General features: G+C 40.1%; 14 protein-coding genes. 11 read left to right on the top strand and 3 right to left on the bottom strand.

The features are described from left to right. Positions 1 to 32: 32 nt before the first annotated feature. From AADY36_RS06860 to AADY36_RS06895, 8 genes are all read left to right on the top strand, one after another. A complete protein-coding gene (locus AADY36_RS06860; RefSeq protein ID WP_342408730.1) occupies positions 33 to 458 on the top strand; it encodes a hypothetical protein in 426 nt (141 codons plus the stop codon). Beyond that, positions 455 to 1,111 carry a hypothetical protein gene (locus AADY36_RS06865; RefSeq protein ID WP_342408731.1) on the top strand — a complete coding sequence of 219 codons (657 nt, stop codon included), beginning with the start codon at positions 455 to 457 and terminating at the stop codon, positions 1,109 to 1,111. The genes AADY36_RS06860 and AADY36_RS06865 overlap by 4 nt, the downstream gene beginning before the upstream one ends. An 11-nt stretch (positions 1,112 to 1,122) precedes the next feature. Continuing rightward, a complete protein-coding gene (locus AADY36_RS06870; protein ID WP_342408732.1) occupies positions 1,123 to 1,572 on the top strand; it encodes a hypothetical protein in 450 nt (149 codons plus the stop codon). After that, positions 1,572 to 1,808: a glycine zipper domain-containing protein gene (locus AADY36_RS06875; RefSeq protein WP_062564145.1), complete on the top strand. Its 237-nt coding sequence runs from the start codon at positions 1,572 to 1,574 to the stop codon at positions 1,806 to 1,808. The genes AADY36_RS06870 and AADY36_RS06875 overlap by 1 nt, the downstream gene beginning before the upstream one ends. A 9-nt stretch (positions 1,809 to 1,817) precedes the next feature. Further along, a complete protein-coding gene (locus AADY36_RS06880) occupies positions 1,818 to 3,119 on the top strand; it encodes a hypothetical protein (protein WP_342408733.1) in 1,302 nt (433 codons plus the stop codon). Continuing rightward, the gene (locus tag AADY36_RS06885; protein WP_342408734.1) at positions 3,109 to 10,638 is read left to right on the top strand and encodes an LPD38 domain-containing protein; all 7,530 of its coding nucleotides are present in this window, start codon (positions 3,109 to 3,111) and stop codon (positions 10,636 to 10,638) included. Before AADY36_RS06880 ends, AADY36_RS06885 begins: the two co-directional genes overlap by 11 nt. Before the next feature lie 207 nt (positions 10,639 to 10,845). Beyond that, positions 10,846 to 11,889: a sensor domain-containing diguanylate cyclase gene (locus AADY36_RS06890; protein WP_342408735.1), complete on the top strand. Its 1,044-nt coding sequence runs from the start codon at positions 10,846 to 10,848 to the stop codon at positions 11,887 to 11,889. Between the two features lie 201 nt (positions 11,890 to 12,090). Next, positions 12,091 to 12,828 carry an HNH endonuclease gene (locus AADY36_RS06895; protein ID WP_342408736.1) on the top strand — a complete coding sequence of 246 codons (738 nt, stop codon included), beginning with the start codon at positions 12,091 to 12,093 and terminating at the stop codon, positions 12,826 to 12,828. Between the two features lie 38 nt (positions 12,829 to 12,866). Here AADY36_RS06895 and AADY36_RS06900 read toward each other — a convergent pair whose 3' ends face one another. Together AADY36_RS06900 and AADY36_RS06905 are read right to left on the bottom strand one after the other, a co-directional pair. After that, on the bottom strand, positions 12,867 to 13,016 hold the full coding sequence (locus AADY36_RS06900; protein ID WP_156426433.1) for a hypothetical protein: 150 nt from the start codon (positions 13,014 to 13,016) through the stop codon (positions 12,867 to 12,869). Further along, positions 13,006 to 13,872 (bottom strand): hypothetical protein, encoded by an 867-nt coding sequence (locus AADY36_RS06905; protein WP_342408737.1) that lies wholly within the window; start codon positions 13,870 to 13,872, stop codon positions 13,006 to 13,008. Before AADY36_RS06905 ends, AADY36_RS06900 begins: the two co-directional genes overlap by 11 nt. 504 nt (positions 13,873 to 14,376) lie before the next feature. Between AADY36_RS06905 and htpG the strand changes: the two genes are divergently transcribed. Both htpG and adk read left to right on the top strand, forming a co-directional pair. Next, positions 14,377 to 16,293, top strand: coding sequence for a molecular chaperone HtpG (gene htpG, locus AADY36_RS06910; RefSeq protein ID WP_446728733.1), 1,917 nt, complete (start codon positions 14,377 to 14,379; stop codon positions 16,291 to 16,293). A 179-nt stretch (positions 16,294 to 16,472) separates the two neighbouring features. Then, positions 16,473 to 17,117, top strand: coding sequence for an adenylate kinase (gene adk / locus AADY36_RS06915; protein ID WP_036967590.1), 645 nt, complete (start codon positions 16,473 to 16,475; stop codon positions 17,115 to 17,117). 80 nt (positions 17,118 to 17,197) lie between these two features. Here adk and tpx read toward each other — a convergent pair whose 3' ends face one another. Continuing rightward, positions 17,198 to 17,779, bottom strand: a complete 582-nt coding sequence (gene tpx / locus AADY36_RS06920; RefSeq protein WP_342408738.1) for a thiol peroxidase — start codon at positions 17,777 to 17,779, stop codon at positions 17,198 to 17,200. Positions 17,780 to 17,984: 205 nt separating this feature from the next. Here tpx and AADY36_RS06925 point away from each other — a divergent pair, with 205 nt between their 5' ends. Further along, positions 17,985 to 18,989 (top strand): response regulator, encoded by a 1,005-nt coding sequence (locus AADY36_RS06925; RefSeq protein WP_054561731.1) that lies wholly within the window; start codon positions 17,985 to 17,987, stop codon positions 18,987 to 18,989. Positions 18,990 to 18,991: the final 2 nt, after the last annotated feature.

Consider the following 18,991-nt stretch of genomic DNA (forward strand, 5'->3'; position numbering starts at 1 on the left):
AACCCCCCAATATAGGTTAGTATTTTTACATAATGGACAAATCGTATCTGCAGTGTGTGTCATGGGCCAACCACCGTGACCGGCTTAAAGAGCCAATAACGCGAATAGGTAACACGGCGAACGAACCCAACTTGTTCAAAGAAATAGATAAAGCCTGCTCAAATGAGTGGGCTTTTTTGTTTGTAGCGCCCGATGGCTTCGTTGTTTTGAGGCCGCGTTCGCAAATGAAACATGAGTATATCCAAGTGTGCGTTGCTTCCTGTCATGGGGGCGATGCAATCAACCGGTATCTCTATCACATCATTCGCCTTGCCAAGTGTGGCCGGGCATCCTTCATAGAGTTTTCAACAGCACGTAAAGGTTTTAATAAAGTCGCACCGGCTTATGGTTGGCGTCGATTTTGTGTGCGTGACGGTTTAGTTGTCTGGCGGCATTTTTTAGAGGTTTGTAAAGCATGAGTAAATCAGGCGGGGATATTAAAGAGACTGAGTACGAGAAAGAACTCGCAAAAGTCTATGCAGAAGAATGGGCCTATTATCAAGATAGCATAGTCCCATTTGAAAACATGGTGATTGATGACGCTAAAGAAGCGAACGATGAAACTGTTTATTCAGACATTGCTGAAAGTGCAAACCTTGGTAGCCAAAAAGCATTCACTAATGCAAGAACAAACACCGCCACGAATTTAGCTGCAAGTGGTGTCAATCCAAATTCAGGTAAATTTAAAGGCACGTTAAGCGACTTTAGCGACAAGCAATCAGTTGTATCGAGTGACACCACAGCACGGTCACAGGTAGCAGGGCAAGAACGCTATATAGACAAAATGAGCAATGTAATGGCGATGGGCCAAGGTCAATCTCAAGAAGCAACAGCGACCTTAACGGAGATTGCCCAAGGCTCACAGCGTAAAGCCTTCAATGATGCAAGTATCTCGCAACAACAAAGCGACAACTTACTTGGCGCAGCTGGAGCAATAGCAGGTGCAGGGGCTAGTTATTACAAGAATCAGCCCGCTGTAAATTCAAACAATGCCAACACAATCACCTATAACGCAACCACTAACAGTAGCTTGCTCGACGATAGCAATATCAACGCAACTAGAACAACTTAGGAGATAACATCATGGCAGATACACCAGCAACAACAGATGACCCATTTGATCTTTATGCAGTTGATTCCAGCCAAATACGCACAGGTCGGTATCAAGATGCGTTAGCGGATCTAACGCGCCAACAATTTGAAGATTACAAAAAGCGTTACCTTCCTGTGCAAGAAAAATTATTTTCGTTAGCAACGGATGATTCGCTATTAACAGAACAGCTTGAACGAAATCAGCAGAACATTGATAGCAACTTCAAGATTGCTAAAGAAAGCGAGGAGCGGCAGCTAGCACGTTTTGGTGTTAACGCAGCAAACAGCAAGCAAGATAATAACAATAATAACCTGCTTAAAAGCCTCACAACGGCATCTGTCAATAATGAAACCCGCAGTTCAGTTGATGACCTGCAAAACAAAATACTTACCGGTCAAGGTGGTGCTACAAGCACGCTTGCTGATATAGGAAACGTCTAATGTCTTATTCAATTATGAACGCAGGCCAAAGCACTAAGGCCAAATCAACTCAGTCACTCAAAACGCTCTCAGATATGGAGCAAAACCGAGAAATTGCAAATGACCAAGCAGATCAGGCGCAAAAAAATTCGCAAATGAGCGGCACTGCAACCGGTGCAATGATTGGCACACAGATAATGCCAGGCTGGGGCACTGCTATTGGTGCTGTAATTGGTTTTGCTGCAGGTTCATTATAAGGGGGAGTTATGGCAGGTGCATTCGTAGATGGCGCGTTAAAGGGTTTCAATATGATGGAGCGCCATCAGTCTCGTCAATTCAATGAACAGCGTTTAAGTGATTTAGATAAGCGAAATGAGGAACGCTATCAGCAAGGTCAAATGCGACTTGCTGATTTAGACAAACAAAGAAAAGCAGAGCGTGCAGAAGATGTGGCATTTAGAAATCAGCAGGCCAAGCAAAACAATGAACATCGAAATGCAACGCTTAGGTCAATGAATGACTATCGTAATAAATCTCTAGAACAGCGTGCTGCTGAAACTACATGGCAGCAAAATTACCAAACGCAACAAGATAATTGGAAAAAAGACCAGCCAGTAATTTCTATGGCTTGGCAAGCATTCAGAGATACAGGAAAGATACCGGAAGATTTAGAGCCTGTAATGCAGAGAAATAAGGCGATGGATCCGCGGACTTACGCAAAGCCTGAAGCTAGAGAAAATATAAAAATGTTCGACTCTTTTCTCGGTGAAGTTGCAAAAACAGGCAAAGTATCAGAACTAAACTCGCCTAAATCAATAGAGCTAACAAACGCTGCTTTTTCCGACAAGCTAAATTCAACCATTGGACGGTACAACGAGAGTGTTAAATCGAAGGTAGCAAACAATAAAATTGTTAGATACGTGCCGCTTAGTGAAAAAGGCGAGCCTGCAAGATTTGGCTTTGAAATAGAGGTCACTTATGAAAATGGCATGAAAGAAATAAAACCAATGACCAAGGGCAGAACATCTGAACCTGATGATCCAGTAATGACCTATACGCCCAAAGAGCTTTTTGGCACTGTAAAAGCGCGCGCAATGATGGCAGATATGATGGAACGGCCAGAGTATTACGATCGTCTTGGTATGCAATTAAATGCGAATATGGGTATTCGAACCACCCCTCAATCTAAAGCTAATGACGCCAAAGAAGCTGAATATAGAAAAGCTAAGTTGCAACTGCTTGAGTCCAAGACAAAAGCGTTAGCAGATGTTGAATCAGGAAAAGGAACAACTGTTCCATTAGAGGGAGAAGCCAAAGAACAGGCGATCGCAGGTGTAGAGACTCAGTTTCAAAAGCAGATGGAACAATTAGACAGCATCTACGGGAAAAGTAGCTCTTCAGAAAAATCAAATAAAAAGCAAGTGGGAACAGTTAATTACACGAGTCATATTGATGGTGTGGATGCAAAAGGAGTGATTGCTAAATTTATGGAAGCCAATAAAAATTTGTCAGAACAACAAGCCATTCAAATTGCAATTCAGCAAGGGTATTTATCAAATGAACAATAAAATAATAGACCCATTCACTAAGAAAGAAATTGAATTTATAGATCCATTTGCTGAAGAACAGACAGAGAGTGGAATAGCTGCATCATTTGGTGCAGGTGTTGATAAGCTACAAGAGTTAGGTTACCGAGCTGTAAAAGGTTTCACAGATGTTGGCAAACCTAAAGAAGATCAAACAAATTCATTAGGCAGAGCTATAGGTCAAGGAGGTTCATTATCGAAATGGGCTCAAGAAGGCATTGACAGAAATATTGAAGAACAAAATAGCTATGAACCTACAGTTAAATCATACAAAGACATTGATAGCCTAGGTGATTTTGCGAGTTATGCAGGCGAGTTAACCGCTGGCTCTATTCCATACATGGTGGGAGCGGCAACGGGTGTAGGCGCTTTTGGTATGGCCGGTGGCCTTGCGCAAGAAGCTTACGAAAAACAGCCTGAAGGTGAAAAAGATGCAACACGCGCAGTTGTTTCAGGTGCTGGTCAAATGCTGCTTGAACGACTTGGCATTAAAGCTAGCATGGGCCAACTAGGTAAAGATATTTTAAGAGATGGAGTTCTTGAGACAGCAAAGCGTTATGGTAAAGGTGAATTAACAGAAGCTGTACGTGATCCTAGTATTGCTAAACGGCTACTAAAAGGCGCAGTTGGTGAAGGCGTTACAGAGACAGGCCAAGAAGCATTAGCGCAGTGGGGGGCTGGCAAAAGTCTGGATGAGTTTGAAAAATTGGACGAGGCTTTTGTAGGCGGTTTGGTTGTAGGGGGTATAGTTAGAACTGGCTCTGAGGCAACTCAAAAAGCACTGAGCTATCAGCAAAGAACAGCTGAGGTAGTGAAGAATAGTGCTGATAGTTTAGTAGAGTCAGGTGTACCTCAAGACGAAGCAATTGATATGGTACGAGTCAAACAGTTTGAAGCGGCTAAAAAGCAAGGTTTTACTGATGCTGAAGCCTCGGCAATTGTTGCTCGAACCATGAAAGAAAAGTTTGGTATAGATAACGACTTATTTAATGCAGCATCACAACCTGAGCCATTACCTGAGCAGGCTTCGCCTAATGAAAATCTGACAACTAATCTAGGTGAAAATGATGCAGTTAGTGATGTAAATTATGACGCACCAACTGCAGCGAGACAAGCTGGCTTTGGTGAGTCAAACAAAGATGCCGGGCAATATGGTGATATGCTTACAAGCCCAGCCCAAGAATCAATAAAAGCACTTAATGATGGCAATACATCTCCGACAGTCAATGAGCTAGTACAAGCAGCGGCTTTAGATAAATCACCAACTCCTGAGGACCGTTTTAGCCCTATTAAGTACACGCATGAAGGCGACTACCTAGAAGCTGAGCCTCAGAGTAGGCAAGGTATTGAAAAAGCTCCAATCGAAGGAACTACAGAACCAGAACAGGCTAGGCTCCCAACTTCACAAGAAACAGCGGATCGTCAAGAGCGTGAAAAGCTTTTTGCTGATCTTGCCGCGCAACCAGAAGGCATTGAACAAAAAGATATTATCTTTGCTGAAGATGGCAGGCCAAAGCAAGAAGCTCAACAACGAGTAGAGAAAGCAGGCCGTGACGCTGAGAATTTATTGCCACATAAAGATATAATTTTTTCAGGTAACCAAAGTGGTGTAAACGTTCAAAAAGACGGACAACCATTTAAGAGCAAACGCGATGCATTGTTAAGCAAAGAGGCGCGTGCAGCACGTAGAGCTGGCGATAAAACTAAAGCTGTTTCCTTTGATAATGGTTTTGGTTGGACGATTAAAAGTCCCGCTCAAAATAAAGGTAAGGGCACTGAGCCCGCATCAGAAGAAGCCACAGGACAACAGGCCGACATTAAAGGCGAAATGATAGATTCTGAATGGCAGGCTTTTTCACCACAAAGCCAAACTAAAAAAATACCGCGTGCTGAAATGCCACAAATAAAAGCGGAAAATCGCGGTGCCATGGTTAACTTCATGAAAGCCAGAGGCATTGAGCACAAGCAAGATACAGTTTCAGCACAGTCTTTAAAACCAACTCAAGCAGAGTTCTCACCTAACAAAGTTATACAAGCTAAAGAATACGATGGCGGCGAGCGTTCCATTTTAGTGTCGGATGATAACCATATATTAGATGGTCACCACCAATGGCTAGCTGCTAGTGAAAAAAATAAGCCTGTTAAAATAATTCGTTTAGATGCACCAATAGAGCGATTAGTGCCACTGGCAAAAGAAATGCCGAGTACTGAAACTCAAGACACCAATGGTAAATCAATTGAACAAGAGCCGGTAACCCTTGAACAAACAAACGAACTGCCAGCAATCCTGAAAACATCTAAACGGAAATGGCTTCAAACTGAAGCTAAAAAGCAAGGTCTTAAAAAAGATTCACCTGGCTATGACGCTGCTATGAAAAAACTAGATGAAGGGTATGAGTCTGCTGTTGATAAAGCGTTTGCAGAGCAGTCTTTTGAAACTTATCAGCGGTTTAATGCTGACACACCTGAAAGTATTAATCGGCAGGCTTATAACGAGTTAAGAAAAGAGTTCGGCATAAAAGACAATGAGCCGCCTATTTCTGACAAGAAACCAGATCAAAAATCAGAGCCGCCACAGAGCGGCTTTTCTGTGCGTAGCGAACAGGAAAGAAAAAAAACAAGTGATTCAGAAGTCATTGAAGATTTCGGTGAAAAGCTAGGTGGTGCTCGTAAAGATTTATGGGGCGGGTTTGCAGAAAGTCTTGATGAAAAATCAGATTCGATTAAATCGAAACCATTAAGCAAAGCCTTACCTCAACCTGATTATCAAAAAATGTCAGATGAAGGCGCAGATCCTAAAGTATTAACTTTTATTGCAATGGCTAGAGGAAGCATACCTTCAAAACCAAAATTGAGTCATAAGGTCAGTGACTGGGCTGATTATGTAGATAAAGTTAAGCAATCGATTAATCGAGTTTTGAAAGAAGGAGCAGATCCCGAAAGTGAAATTAATTTACTTAGTCACTTCATGCGCAAAGGGACCTTGAATGGCGCTAAAGAGGCTTTAGGCACAATTGCAAATGCGAACCCTGCAATTTTGAAAGAGGCGTCGAAATACCGCATACGTTCTGCAAAATATAGCTTGTTCAATGGTAAAGAGCACAAGCCAGCTAAAACTTTTTACACAATTGAAAAGCAAGGTCGCCGCATAAGCTTAGATAATGCAGTTGAGACATTAGAAGAAGCTCAAAAGCAGTTAGCTGAGATAATTAAGATTGAGAGTCAATCAACAAATAGACAAGCAAGACATTCCAAAATAAATGTGTTTCGTGATCGGTACACGGGCCAAGTTTATTTGGGCTGGAAGGGCGCGAGTGGTGTATTGAAGATTCAAGACTTCAAAACACCGGCAGAAGCTCGGGAGCATTTAAGCTTTAACAGAGATGCAGTTGAAGCGAATTTGCAGAAATTAAAGTCCACACCGAATATGCGTAAGCCTGTGAATGCGGAACGAACAGGACCAGAAAGACACTCTGATAATGTTACACCAGGTACGTTTACTGAAACATTTGGGTTTCGTGGTGTGGAATTTGGGAATTGGGTTGAACAGGGCAAGAGACAAAAGGATCTCAATCAAGCATATGATGCATTGATGGATTTAGCTGAAGCGATAGATGTGCCTCCGAAATCGCTTAGTCTAAATGGGCAGCTTGGCCTTGCATTTGGTGCCAGAGGAACGGGGGGCAAAGAGCCCGCAGCAGCACATTACGAATCAGGCAATATGGTTATTAACTTAACTAAGAAGTCGGGTTCAGGTTCCCTTGCTCATGAATGGTGGCACGCACTAGATAATTATTTTGGCAGGCAAAAAAATAGCGGCTCAGACTTTATTACAGAGTCACCATATCACTTAAAAGGCGATGAAGTTCGTCCAGAAATGGCTGAAGCGTTTAAGAGGGTGCGAAATGTTATTAATGCAAGCGATTTACCCAGCCGGTCATTGAAGTTAGATCAACGTAAATCTAAAAAGTACTGGTCTACAAATGTTGAAATGACAGCGCGTTCATTTGAGACATTCATAATTGATAAGTTAGAGAAAGGCAAAATCACAAACGATTATTTAGCAAATGTAGTAAGTGATGAAGCTTGGAGTGCTGCGGAGTCACTTGGTTTTGAAGATGGCAATACATTCCCTTACCCATTGAGTTCAGAACAAACCCCAATCAATGAAGCCTATCAAGCATTGTTTGACACAATCGAACATAAAGAAACGCCTGAAGGGATCAAGTTCTTCTCTAAATCTAATGCCAAAGAAAAGCCTAAAGGTATTGCAAAAGGTGATGCTGAAAAAACAGCAAATAGTTTCATTAAATCTTTGAATGGCGCCAATGGAATTAATGTTCATGTACTCGAATCAACTAAAGATGCTGAGAAGCTATGGCGTATGAGTTTAAGTGACTCAATCGTTAAGGGGGCTTATAACGATAAAACTAAAACGGTCTATGTAATAGCAGAGAATATTGAAAGTGAATCAGATTTAAAACGAACTTTAGCACATGAAACTATTGCTCATGGTGGTTTAGACACTGTTATAGGTAAGGAAGCACATCAAGAGTTCTTAAATCGCATAAAAAAAACGAAAGGTCGAAAAGCATTTGAACAATATTGGAAAGATGCCAATAAAGATTATTGGGATTCCAGTGATGACGTAAAAGCAGAAGAGATCTTTGCACGATTTGTTGAAAATGAGCCTAGTAAAGGTGAGCTTAAGTATTGGTGGCAGGCATTAAAGCGTTGGCTAAAAGCACAGCTTGATAAAGCTGGTATTATGTATCGTGAAGATGATGAAATTACTCATATGCGCGAAATGCTGCACAGTATTGTTAAAGGCTTTAAATCGAAAAGTGCTCCATACACCGACTCAATAGGGGAGTTAGCATACAGCCAGAAGGGGAACAAATTTAGTCAAACGACTACTTCAGATAACCGCACTGCCAAAGAAAAGCTGGGTTTAACTGAAAATGCTCAGAAAACCTTGTCAGATAAAGCGAAAGAGCGAACGGCTGAAGTTATGGGGACTTTAAAGAGTGCTCCATTTTGGAACCGTTTGAATGAAGGTATCTTTGATGGGCTTGCAGGTATTAAGCAAGCCGAGGAAGCGATTGGTGTAACAGATCCAAATAAACAAGGCTATGTGAGCGCACGTTTGGCAGCAGGGGTTTCTGACGTTTTACACGGTGTATTCAATTACGGTGCGCCGCAATGGAAAGACGGGATCATTCAACGCAAAGAAAACACGAAAGGCTTACTCGAAGTATTTAGTATGGTTGAAAACGATCTAAATGATTGGTTAGCGTGGATGGGGGCTCACAGAGCTGAACGATTAAAGGCACAAGGAAGAGAAAATAATTTATCAAAAGCTGATATTGAAGAGCTCAAGTCACTAGCGAAAGGAAAAGAAAAACTCTTTGAAGAGGTTAGAGCTGAGTACAATAAAATCAATTCAGCTATTCTCGATGTAGCCCAAGGTGCTGGGCTTATTAATACGCAACAGCGTAAATCATTCGATGAAGAATACTACGTCCCATTTTTCCGAGATATGGGTGAAACTGATCCAGAAATGGATGCAATCAAACGCTCTATCGTCGAGCCTCACACTCGCAAAGGGATTGCTGGCCAGTCAGCGCAAATTAAAGAACTTAAGGGCGGCAAGCAATCTACCAAGGACCTATTAGAGAACATTATCACTCGCCAAAGGACTTTAATAGAAGCATCACTCAAGAACAAAGCGATGCAGGAAGTCGTATCAAACCTTGATGGTACTGACTTTATGATCCATGAAAAAAGCGATGATGCTAAAAGCATGACGCAAGAAGAATTGAATCGAAACAGTAAAGTACGGGTTATGATAAACGGTGAGCCACAAGCTTACTTAGTTAGTGATCCTGCTCTCATGCGCTCACTTATTCAAGTGAACAGCTCTGGCAGCCATAACATCGTTAATAAAATCGGCCGTAGCGCAAAAAGGTTTTTAACTGCAGGTATCACATTATCACCTGACTTTATTGCAAAGAACTTTATTCGTGATGCGGCGCATGCTTGGATGATCAATAAAGATGGGTTCAAATTCGCTGCAGACAGCGTTAAAGGTTTGAAAAAAGCGTTTAAGGAAGATGAAGCGTACCGGGACCTTATATTCAGTGGAGCAGCCTTCCAAGGTGGTTATATTCATGGGGCAGATCCAGAAGCTGCCGCACAGCAAACTCGTAGAGCATTAGCAAAGAAAGGTTTATCTGAGAACGAGATAAATACTTATCTAGGCAGTTTAGTGACCAACGGTAAGCAGTTATTAGAGACATACCGAAATATAAGTGACAAAGTTGAGAATGCTAACCGGTTAAGCACTTATGAAGCGGCATTAGCAAACAATAAAAGTAAGCGACAAGCAGCTTTTGAAGCGAAAGACTTAATGGATTACAGTCTAAAAGGTAATTTTACGACAATTAATTTCATGGTTGATGTATTGCCATTCTTCAATGCTCGATTGCAAGGCATGAGCAAACTCGTCAGAGCGGCCAAAGCACAAGGTGATGATCAGTTAATTAAAGTGCTAAGTCGTGAACTGGCAATGAAAGGTATAAAAGTCGCAGCGTTTAGTCTTGCATTGGCTATGTATAATGATGATGACGAACGTTACCAGGCATTACCTGATTGGGACAAAGATGCTAACTGGCATTTCTTTTCTGGTGATGATCATTGGCGTATTCCAAAGCCATTTGAGTTAGGCGTGATTTTTGGCACCATACCAGAGAGGCTATTTAATTATGCCGCAGGTAATCAGAGCAGCAAGGACCTGCAAAAATCATTAATGCATGCAGCCCTGACAACGATGGCATTAAACCCTACACCCCAATTTATACTGCCGCTTGTTGAAACGTCTTTAAACCGTTCATTCTTTAGAGATGCACCTATTGAAGGCATGGCAGATCAAAATAAACAAGCCCAAGACCGTTATAGTGCTTTCACTAGCGATACAGCAATTGCATTGGGCAAAACGCTTGGTTGGTCACCTAAGAAAATTGAGCATGTGATTTTAGGTTATACCGGTACGATGGGGAGTTATGTTCTTGGAGTCAGCGATATGATAGCAAGACAAGCCATTGGTAAGGTTAATGCTGAAACGCCACTTAATAGATACCCGGTGATTAAATCTTTTTACCAAGGTAGCACACCCAAATCGAACACTAAGTTTGCAAATGAGTTCTATGATGCCCTTGATGCTGCAAATCAAGCCTATGGAAGTTATAAACGCGCTACGGAGCTTAGTGACACTACTCGTATTAAGGAGCTGCTTGAAGATGAAGGTAGCAAACTACGCTCTAGAGCAGGACTAGCAAAGGTTCAGCGTTCTATATCAAAATTAACCAAAGCCAAGGATGCAATTAATGATAGCAAGCAGTTAACTAGTTCTCAGAAACGAGAGAAGGTAGATAAAATCCAGAAGCAAATTAATGCTATTTACCATAAAGCTTACGTAGCATTTAGATTAGGCGGAAAATAAAAAAGCATACAAACAAATGAATGTAGGGAAGTTTGTATGCTTGGGTATTGAAATTATGTGGGTGTCTACTAAATATAGAATTTATGAAATTCATATTTAAGTTAGGAGCTGCAGTAACAGTTGTCAAATTATATTCTAAAAAAATTATATAACTCTATTTATTTATGCTAATTTCAAAGAATAAAGTAATTAAAAATTATGAATTTTATGGCTAGTGATAAGAGCTGTTTAGTAGCGAATTCAAATTTAATAAGAAGAATTGCATCTAAGCGAGAGGATTTACTCACCGATACACATCTATTCATGAAAGAGATTATCCTTTTGGGGCTTAATGCTTTAGATGTAAGTCGAATTTCAATTTGGATGATTGAAGATGGTAAATATTTGAAGTGTGTTTCGAATTCTGAGTGGTACTTTACGGAAGTTCCACCACACCCCCCAATCATCGAGAAAAAAAATCATCCAGAATACTTTTCTGCAATAGATTTTGGCAACTCAATTGTTGTCAATGATGCAGAAACAGATGAGCGAACCAAGAGCTTTTTCGATGATTACCTCAAGCCGCAGAACATTAAGTCAATGTTGGATACGATAATTTTTAAAGAAGGGTTTCCAATTGGTGTTGTTTGTTGTGAACAAGCAAATGAATCTAGAGAGTGGTCGGTAGAAGAGGTTCATTTCACAGAAGTTTTGGCGGATTGTTGTACATATCGATTTATGGCGAGAGAACAAGCTAAGCTTGAGAGAAAGCTTGAGACTTTAGCCTTTAAAGATGAATTAACGGGTGTCCATAATCGCAGATTCTTTTTCGAATCTATAGATGCAATTTTTAATCAACATGTAAGAGAGAAGCGACCTTTATCCTTTGCAATGATAGATCTTGATAATTTTAAATCAATAAACGATAAATTTGGCCATGAGGCAGGTGATTTAGTTCTTCGTAAATTCGCAGAAATTGTAAAATCATCATTGAGAAAAAGTGATCTTTTTTGTCGTTTAGGTGGAGAAGAGTTTGTCATCGCTTTTCAAGGATTAACTTCTGATAAAGCAAAAGAAGTATTGGAGAGAATTTCAAAATCGGTTCATGAATGCTCCATAGTTTACTTAAATGCTAAAGTAAAATTTACGTTTTCTGCAGGTATTAGTCAGTTGAATTATAATGAAACTGTTATTGCCTCAATTAGACATGCGGATGAAGCTGTCTATCAAGCAAAAAAGAGAGGCAAAGATCAAGTGTTTATAAGTAAGTAATCTGTTTTACTTACTTGATAAATTATAAACTTATAAAAGCCTAATTTAATCTCAATCAAAAGTAGGTCCAATACTATTATTGGACCTACTTCAATTGTCCAAAGCTTCTGACCCTTGGGTAGAGGGCCTCCACAGATGGAGTGTCCTAAAAGAATAAAACAATGAAGAAGCAAGTACTTTCGGTTTATAATTGCGGACAACATGAAGTTACATAAAACGATACCTCATAGTCAACGAGTTTTAACTGTTTTAAAGGGAATTCATATGAAACTGTTTATTTTTTTATCGTTATCCATTATTTCTTTATCATCTGCTGCTCATAGTGGACGAACAAATTCAGAGGGCTGTCATAATGACCGCAAAAATGGTGGTTATCATTGTCATGGCACAAAGACAAAGTCCTACACAAGTAAATCTACTTCAGTAATCTCACCAACTTCTCCGCCGCTTTTAACAAACTACAATAGAAAAGATTGGCCTCATTGGGTCGATGCTGATTCTGACTGCCAAGATACTCGCGCTGAGATACTGATCCGCGACTCTCGAACTCCTGTAAAATTCAAAAGAAATAAAGGCTGTAATGTTTCATGGGGGGAATGGTTAGATCCATACACTTCACAGGTTTTTACTAAAGCATCTGATTTAGACATTGACCACGTAGTCCCTCTAGCTCATGCACATGAAACAGGTGCTGCAAATTGGACTCGAGAACAAAAGCGGGCTTTTGCGAATGATTTTGAAAACTTACTAACAGTTGAAGATAATTCAAATCAAGCTAAAGGCTCTAAATCACCATTAGAATGGATGCCGGAAAATAAGGCTTTTCACTGTGAATATTTAGAAAAGTGGTTGAGGGTTAAAATTAAGTACAAACTATATCTTTCTAAAAGAGAGTCTAAATTTGTAATGACCAAAGTCTATGATTGCAGGAATAAATAAACCCGCAAGATACGGGTTTATTTACATAAAAGCTTTGTTTAAGCTAACTTTTTGCTTGCACGCTCATTTGCTCTTTGGTAGCGCTTAACAGACTCTTCAGGAGTCGGTTTGTTTCGTTCAAACAAATCCTTCATTAGCTTCTTCATACCGTCTTGTGAAGTGTTTTTAAAATCAGGTTTAAGATTCATCAGATTTTCCATCGTTTTCATCCTCCTCATTTGCATCTGGCACAATAAAGTCTTGCACCAAGTTTCTGCAATATAGCTCGGTAATGTTGAGTGTGCGTATTGTACGCATTAAATGTTCAAATTCAATGCTAGCATCTTCTACTTTATCGAATAATTCTTTGCTTTCATTTCTATCAATTACATATCCGTGTGAGGGATAAGTAGAAATTAATCTGTTAAGTGCTTTATCTTTCAGGTTTCCCGAATTTAAATTGGAACCATATTGTTCAGCAATCTGCATTGCTCTTTTAAATTCACCAAGTCGTACAGGTTCAATTTGTGCATAAATCGGGCTTAGAGAGTTTGTCGCCATTCTTTGTGCAACATCAAAAGCTTGTTTAGTACTTAAGCCTGCTCCATTTCTTAACTCGACAAAAGTGTTGGCTACAATGGACCTTGCCTGTTCATCTAAAAACTCTAGAGCCTGAAAAATATTCAGCCCTGATGCTAACTCACCAACTTCATCTTTTTTTGCTATCTGTATATCAAGTGGTCCGAATTCACCACGCTTACCCATTATTAAAGTGTTTGCAGATATAGACATTAGCGTACCAGTGCTTTTGCATAAACCTCCAATTGCATAGTACACATTTTTATATTCATTCTTTAAATATCTTGCAATTCGATACCCAATATCAGGCACACCACCAAGAGTTTGCAAAAATAATATTACATTATTTTTTTTATTTTCCTGCATTTCAACTATGTTTATAAACATATCATCTGCATGGGCGGTTAAATTCCCAGAAAATAAGAAAATATCTGCATCGTACTTATCTCTAATGCTTTTGACCGAAGTTTCTATCAATGGTTCCATAAACGTCCTTATTTGAAGATTAGATCAACTTTTATACACTACGCCAAAACATTTACATTTACAATTTACTAGCATAATTTAAGCCATATTAGTTAACTAATAGGGTTTCTTCGTTCAAATAATGTCTGTGATAAATAATACAATACAACACAGTAGTCCTAGTGACCAAAATAGACTCTCTTGTTCATTCCTCCATTTATCTGAGCCTATATTTAAGCAGGCTAACCCAAGCAGGCAAATTGGGCCTCCAATGATTAACCCCACCTTATCTATAAGAGCCAAGCCAAGTATCACTAAAATTAGCATTAAGACGATGTGCATATTTAAACCGCTTAAGTTAAATTGATGAAACGTTAGTAGACTGCTTCACTTAATTCCACGTGTTTTTTATTGCTGTTAGCACTTGAATTGTTTACCTAGTGACACAATATTCGTTTCAGAAGCGAAAGCTTAACAATTGAAATGCGTACCAAACTGTGTACCAAAAGTGTTAAAGGTATTACCATGGCAGAACAAAAAGATATTACAAAACATGAATTTGGCTCAGATACGGGCAAGTTATTGCATCTAATGATTCATTCTCTTTACTCTAATAAAGAGATTTTCCTACGTGAGCTTGTATCAAACGCGTCAGATGCGGCAGATAAATTACGTTTCCTTGCGCTTTCTAATGGCGATTTATACGAAAACGATGCGGAACTAAAAGTACGTATCAGTGCCGATAAAGAAGCAAACACGGTCACCATTACTGATAATGGTATTGGTATGAGCCGTGAAGATGTGATCAATTCACTAGGTACAATTGCAAAATCAGGCACCGCAGAATTTTTCCAAAACCTAACTGGTGACCAAAGCAAAGATTCACAATTGATTGGTCAATTTGGTGTTGGTTTTTACTCAGCGTTTATCGTTGCTGACAAAGTAACAGTACGTACGCGTAAAGCAGGTGAAAGCCAAGGTATTGAATGGCAATCTGCAGGTGAAGGTGAGTACACATTACAAGAGATTGATAAACCATCACGTGGTACCGAAATCATTCTTCACCTTCGTGAAGATGAAACAGAGTTTGCTGATGAGTTCCGTCTACGTAGCATCGTAACTAAATATTCAGACCATATTTCTATTCCAGTTGAGATGTATAAAGCAGAAGTACCTGAATCTGAAGGTCCTGACGGCGAGAAAATTCCAGCACAGCCAGGCGAGTGGGAAGGTATTAACCGCGCAACAGCACTATGGACTCGTGATAAGTCAGAAGTAACAGACGAAGAGTACAAAGAGTTTTATAAGCACATCGGTCATGATTGGGAAGAGCCACTAAGCTGGGCACATAACAAGGTTGAAGGTAAAACTGAATACACGAGCTTGTTATACATCCCGAAAAAAGCACCTTTCGATTTATGGAACCGTGAGCGTCAATCTGGTTTAAAACTGTATGTACAACGCGTTTTCATTATGGATGACGCTGAGCAGTTCATGCCAAGCTATTTACGTTTTGTGAAAGGTTTACTTGATTCAAACGACTTGCCACTTAACGTGTCACGTGAAATTTTACAAGACAACAAAGTAACGCAAGCAATCCGTAAAGGTTGTACATCGCGTGTACTTAAAATGCTTGAGCGTATGGCGAAAAACCGCGAAGAAGATTACCAATCTTTCTGGAATGAGTTTGGTCAGGTGTTAAAAGAAGGCCCAGCTGAAGATGCGGCTAACAAAGAAGCTATTGCTAAGCTATTGCGTTTCTCTTCTACACATACTGATGAAAGCACACAAAATGTATCGCTTGAGCAATATATTGAGCGTATGAAGCCAGAGCAAGACAAAATCTACTATGTAGTTGCTGATTCATTCGCTGCAGCGAAGAACTCACCACATTTAGAGATCTTCCGTAAGAAGGGCATCGAAGTATTGCTTCTAAGCGACCGTGTTGATGAGTGGATGATGAGCTACTTAACAGAGTTCAACGAAAAATCATTCCAGTCAATTACCCGTGGTGACTTAGATTTAGGCAACATGGATGACGAAGAAACGAAAAAAGCGCAAGAAGAGTCAGAAAAAGAAGTTGCTGGCCTAGTCGAGCGTATTAAAACAGCACTAGGTGATAACGTTAAAGACGTACGCTTTACGCACCGTCTAACTGACTCGCCTGCATGTGTTGTTGCTGATGAGCACGATATGAGCTCGCAAATGCAAAAGTTAATGGAATCAGTTGGTCAAACAGTGCCTGAGCAAAAGCCAATTTTTGAGCTTAACCCAGAGCATCAGCTTGTTAAACACCTAAATGTTGAACAAGACGAAGACAAGTTTGCTCAGTGGTCACAAGTACTTTTAGATCAAGCATTACTGGCTGAGCGCGGTACTTTAAAAGACCCTGCAGGCTTTGTAACTCGTTTGAACAAACTTATGCTAGATTTAAGCAAATAAGCGTTTTAGCTGAATGAGTTGGAAAAGGGAGCAAGGCTCCCTTTTTTATTGCCGCTAATATAGGCAATTGGTATAAGTTACTTGAGGTATAGCCTTAGTTGTGGAAGAATTCAGGCTCTAAAAACAAAACTCCACTGATCGACCATTTTTAAGATTAGTATCACACAGAGGACAATGATATGCGCATTATTCTTTTGGGCGCGCCGGGTGCAGGTAAAGGTACTCAAGCTCAGTTTTTGATGGACAAATACGGTATTCCACAAATTTCTACGGGCGATATGCTGCGTGCAGCAATCAAAGAAGGTACACCACTTGGTCTTGAAGCTAAAAAAGTAATGGATGCAGGTCAATTAGTATCTGACGAAATTATTATCGGTCTAGTTAAAGAGCGCATTGCTAAGCCAGATTGCGAAAAAGGTTTCTTACTAGACGGTTTCCCTCGTACTATTCCTCAAGCAGATGCAATGAAAGAGAATGGCGTGGTAGTTGATCACGTTATCGAATTTGACGTTGCTGATGAAATTATCGTTGAGCGTATGGGCGGCCGTCGCGTACACCCTGGCTCTGGCCGTGTTTATCACGTTGTTTATAATCCACCTAAAGTTGATGGCAAAGATGACATCACAGGTGAAGACCTAATCATTCGTGATGACGACACTGAAGAAACAGTTCGTAAGCGTTTAGGTATTTACCACGACCAAACTAAACCATTAGTTGATTACTACCAAGCTGAAGCAAAAGCAGGCAACACTCAGTACCACAAATTAGACGGTACACAAGCTGTTGAAGCTGTTAGCCAACAACTTGGTGAGCTTTTAGGTTAATTTACCTTTTAGAATCACAAATAAAAAACCGCCTCTGGGCGGTTTTTTTGTGTCTGTCTCACTGCAAGTTAAATTGCGCTTTACAGTTTCTTTAATGCCGCAATAGCACTGTCGTAATCAGGCTCTTTTGAAAGGTTATCGACAAGCTGCTTGTAAACGATGTTATGTTCTTTATCGAGCACAAATACGGCGCGGGTTAACAAGCCCATATCTTTGATAATCAAACCGTAGTTCTTACCAAAGTCACGCCATACTGAGTCAGATAAAGTCACTACTTTGTCTATATTCTCTGCTTTACAAAAACGCTTCTGTGCGAATGGTAAGTCTGCACTTAAGGTCAGCATCGCCACACTTGGGTATTCTGAAGCTACTTTTTCATTAAAGTGTTTGGTTTGAATACTACATACACCGGTGTCTAAACTTGGCACAACGCTTAAAAGCACGGCTTGGCCTTGATAGTTGTCTAGTGTAACTGGCGTAAAGCTGCCATCTACTACTTTAAAATTAGGCGCTTTTTGACCAACTTCAACACCTTGTCCTAGTATAGTGACTGGCTTAGACTGGGCAGAAACCTTACCAGCATCTAAACTATTTTCTGATAAATCACCTGCATAACTAAACGTGCACACTGCACTTAATGCAAATATAAGTGGACGTAACATAATAAGATTCCTTCAAATTAACGCATTTAACATCAGTGTATTATACTCATGAGGTGGCTCCAAGGATTAGTGCAATTTAAAATTGTAAATAACCAGTAGTTTGATTAACATGTGTTCGTGACCCTATTTTTTATATATAAAAATAAGAATAAAGTTGCTAGGCTGATTTGCGTCTAGTTAAAAAGTACGGATTTAGAGAGAGAGTATGTCAACATCGGTATTAGTTTGTGATGATTCAAAGTTAGCTCGTCGACAATTAGCACGCTCTTTACCCGATGATTGGGATATTAAAGTTGAGTTTGCTGAAGACGGTGTTCATTGTATTGAGCAAATCAAAAAAATTCAGCCTGAAATACTGTTTCTCGATTTAAACATGCCTGAAATGGATGGCTACGAAGTACTTCAAGCTATTCAAGAACAAGACCTTCATGTTCTCACCGTGGTTGTGTCTGGTGATATTCAGCCTAACGCTCACCAACGTGTGCTTGAGTTAGGCGCTATCGACTTTATTCAAAAACCTTGCTCTGCAGAAAAGCTTGCTAATATCATCGAGCACCATGGAATTAAAGATAAAGCCATGCGTGAGCGCCTTGCTAATAAGCTAGGTGAGCAAGTTGACCCTGATGTACGTGACATCTATCAAGAGCTCACAAACGTGGCTATGGGGCAAGCAGGGGACTTATTAGCGCGTCTTCTTAATGTATTCGTAAAGCTTCCTATTCCTAATGTAAATGTATTAGAGGTAAATGAGCTCGATATGGCTTTACGCTCGATTGATGCGAATGCCACTACATCTGGTGTGTGCCAAGGTTTTATCGGTGGTGGTGTATCTGGTGAAGCCTTATTACTGTTAAATGATTCAAGTTTTAAAGAAATTGCGTCACTTATGAATTACGAAGGCGAGCTTAACGATAAAGTTGAGCTTGAGCTGCTGATGGATGTCAGCAATATTCTAATTGGCGCGATTTTATCAGGGCTTTCTAAACAGCTCGATATGCGTTTTAGCCAAGGGCACCCTGTGGTGCTAGGACAACATTGTGATGTGACCGATTTAGTAAAAGCCAATAAATCTCGCTGGCAACGAACGCTGGCGATTGAGATCAGCTATGGCATCGAAAATCACAATATTAACTGTGATTTGATGTTGCTGTTCACCGAGGACTCATTAAAAACCCTTAAGTACAAAGTAGCTTATTTATTAGAAGACTAAAC

The organism is Pseudoalteromonas sp. D15MCD-2 (genome assembly GCF_038562745.1).
Classification (GTDB): Bacteria; Pseudomonadota; Gammaproteobacteria; order Enterobacterales; family Alteromonadaceae; genus Pseudoalteromonas.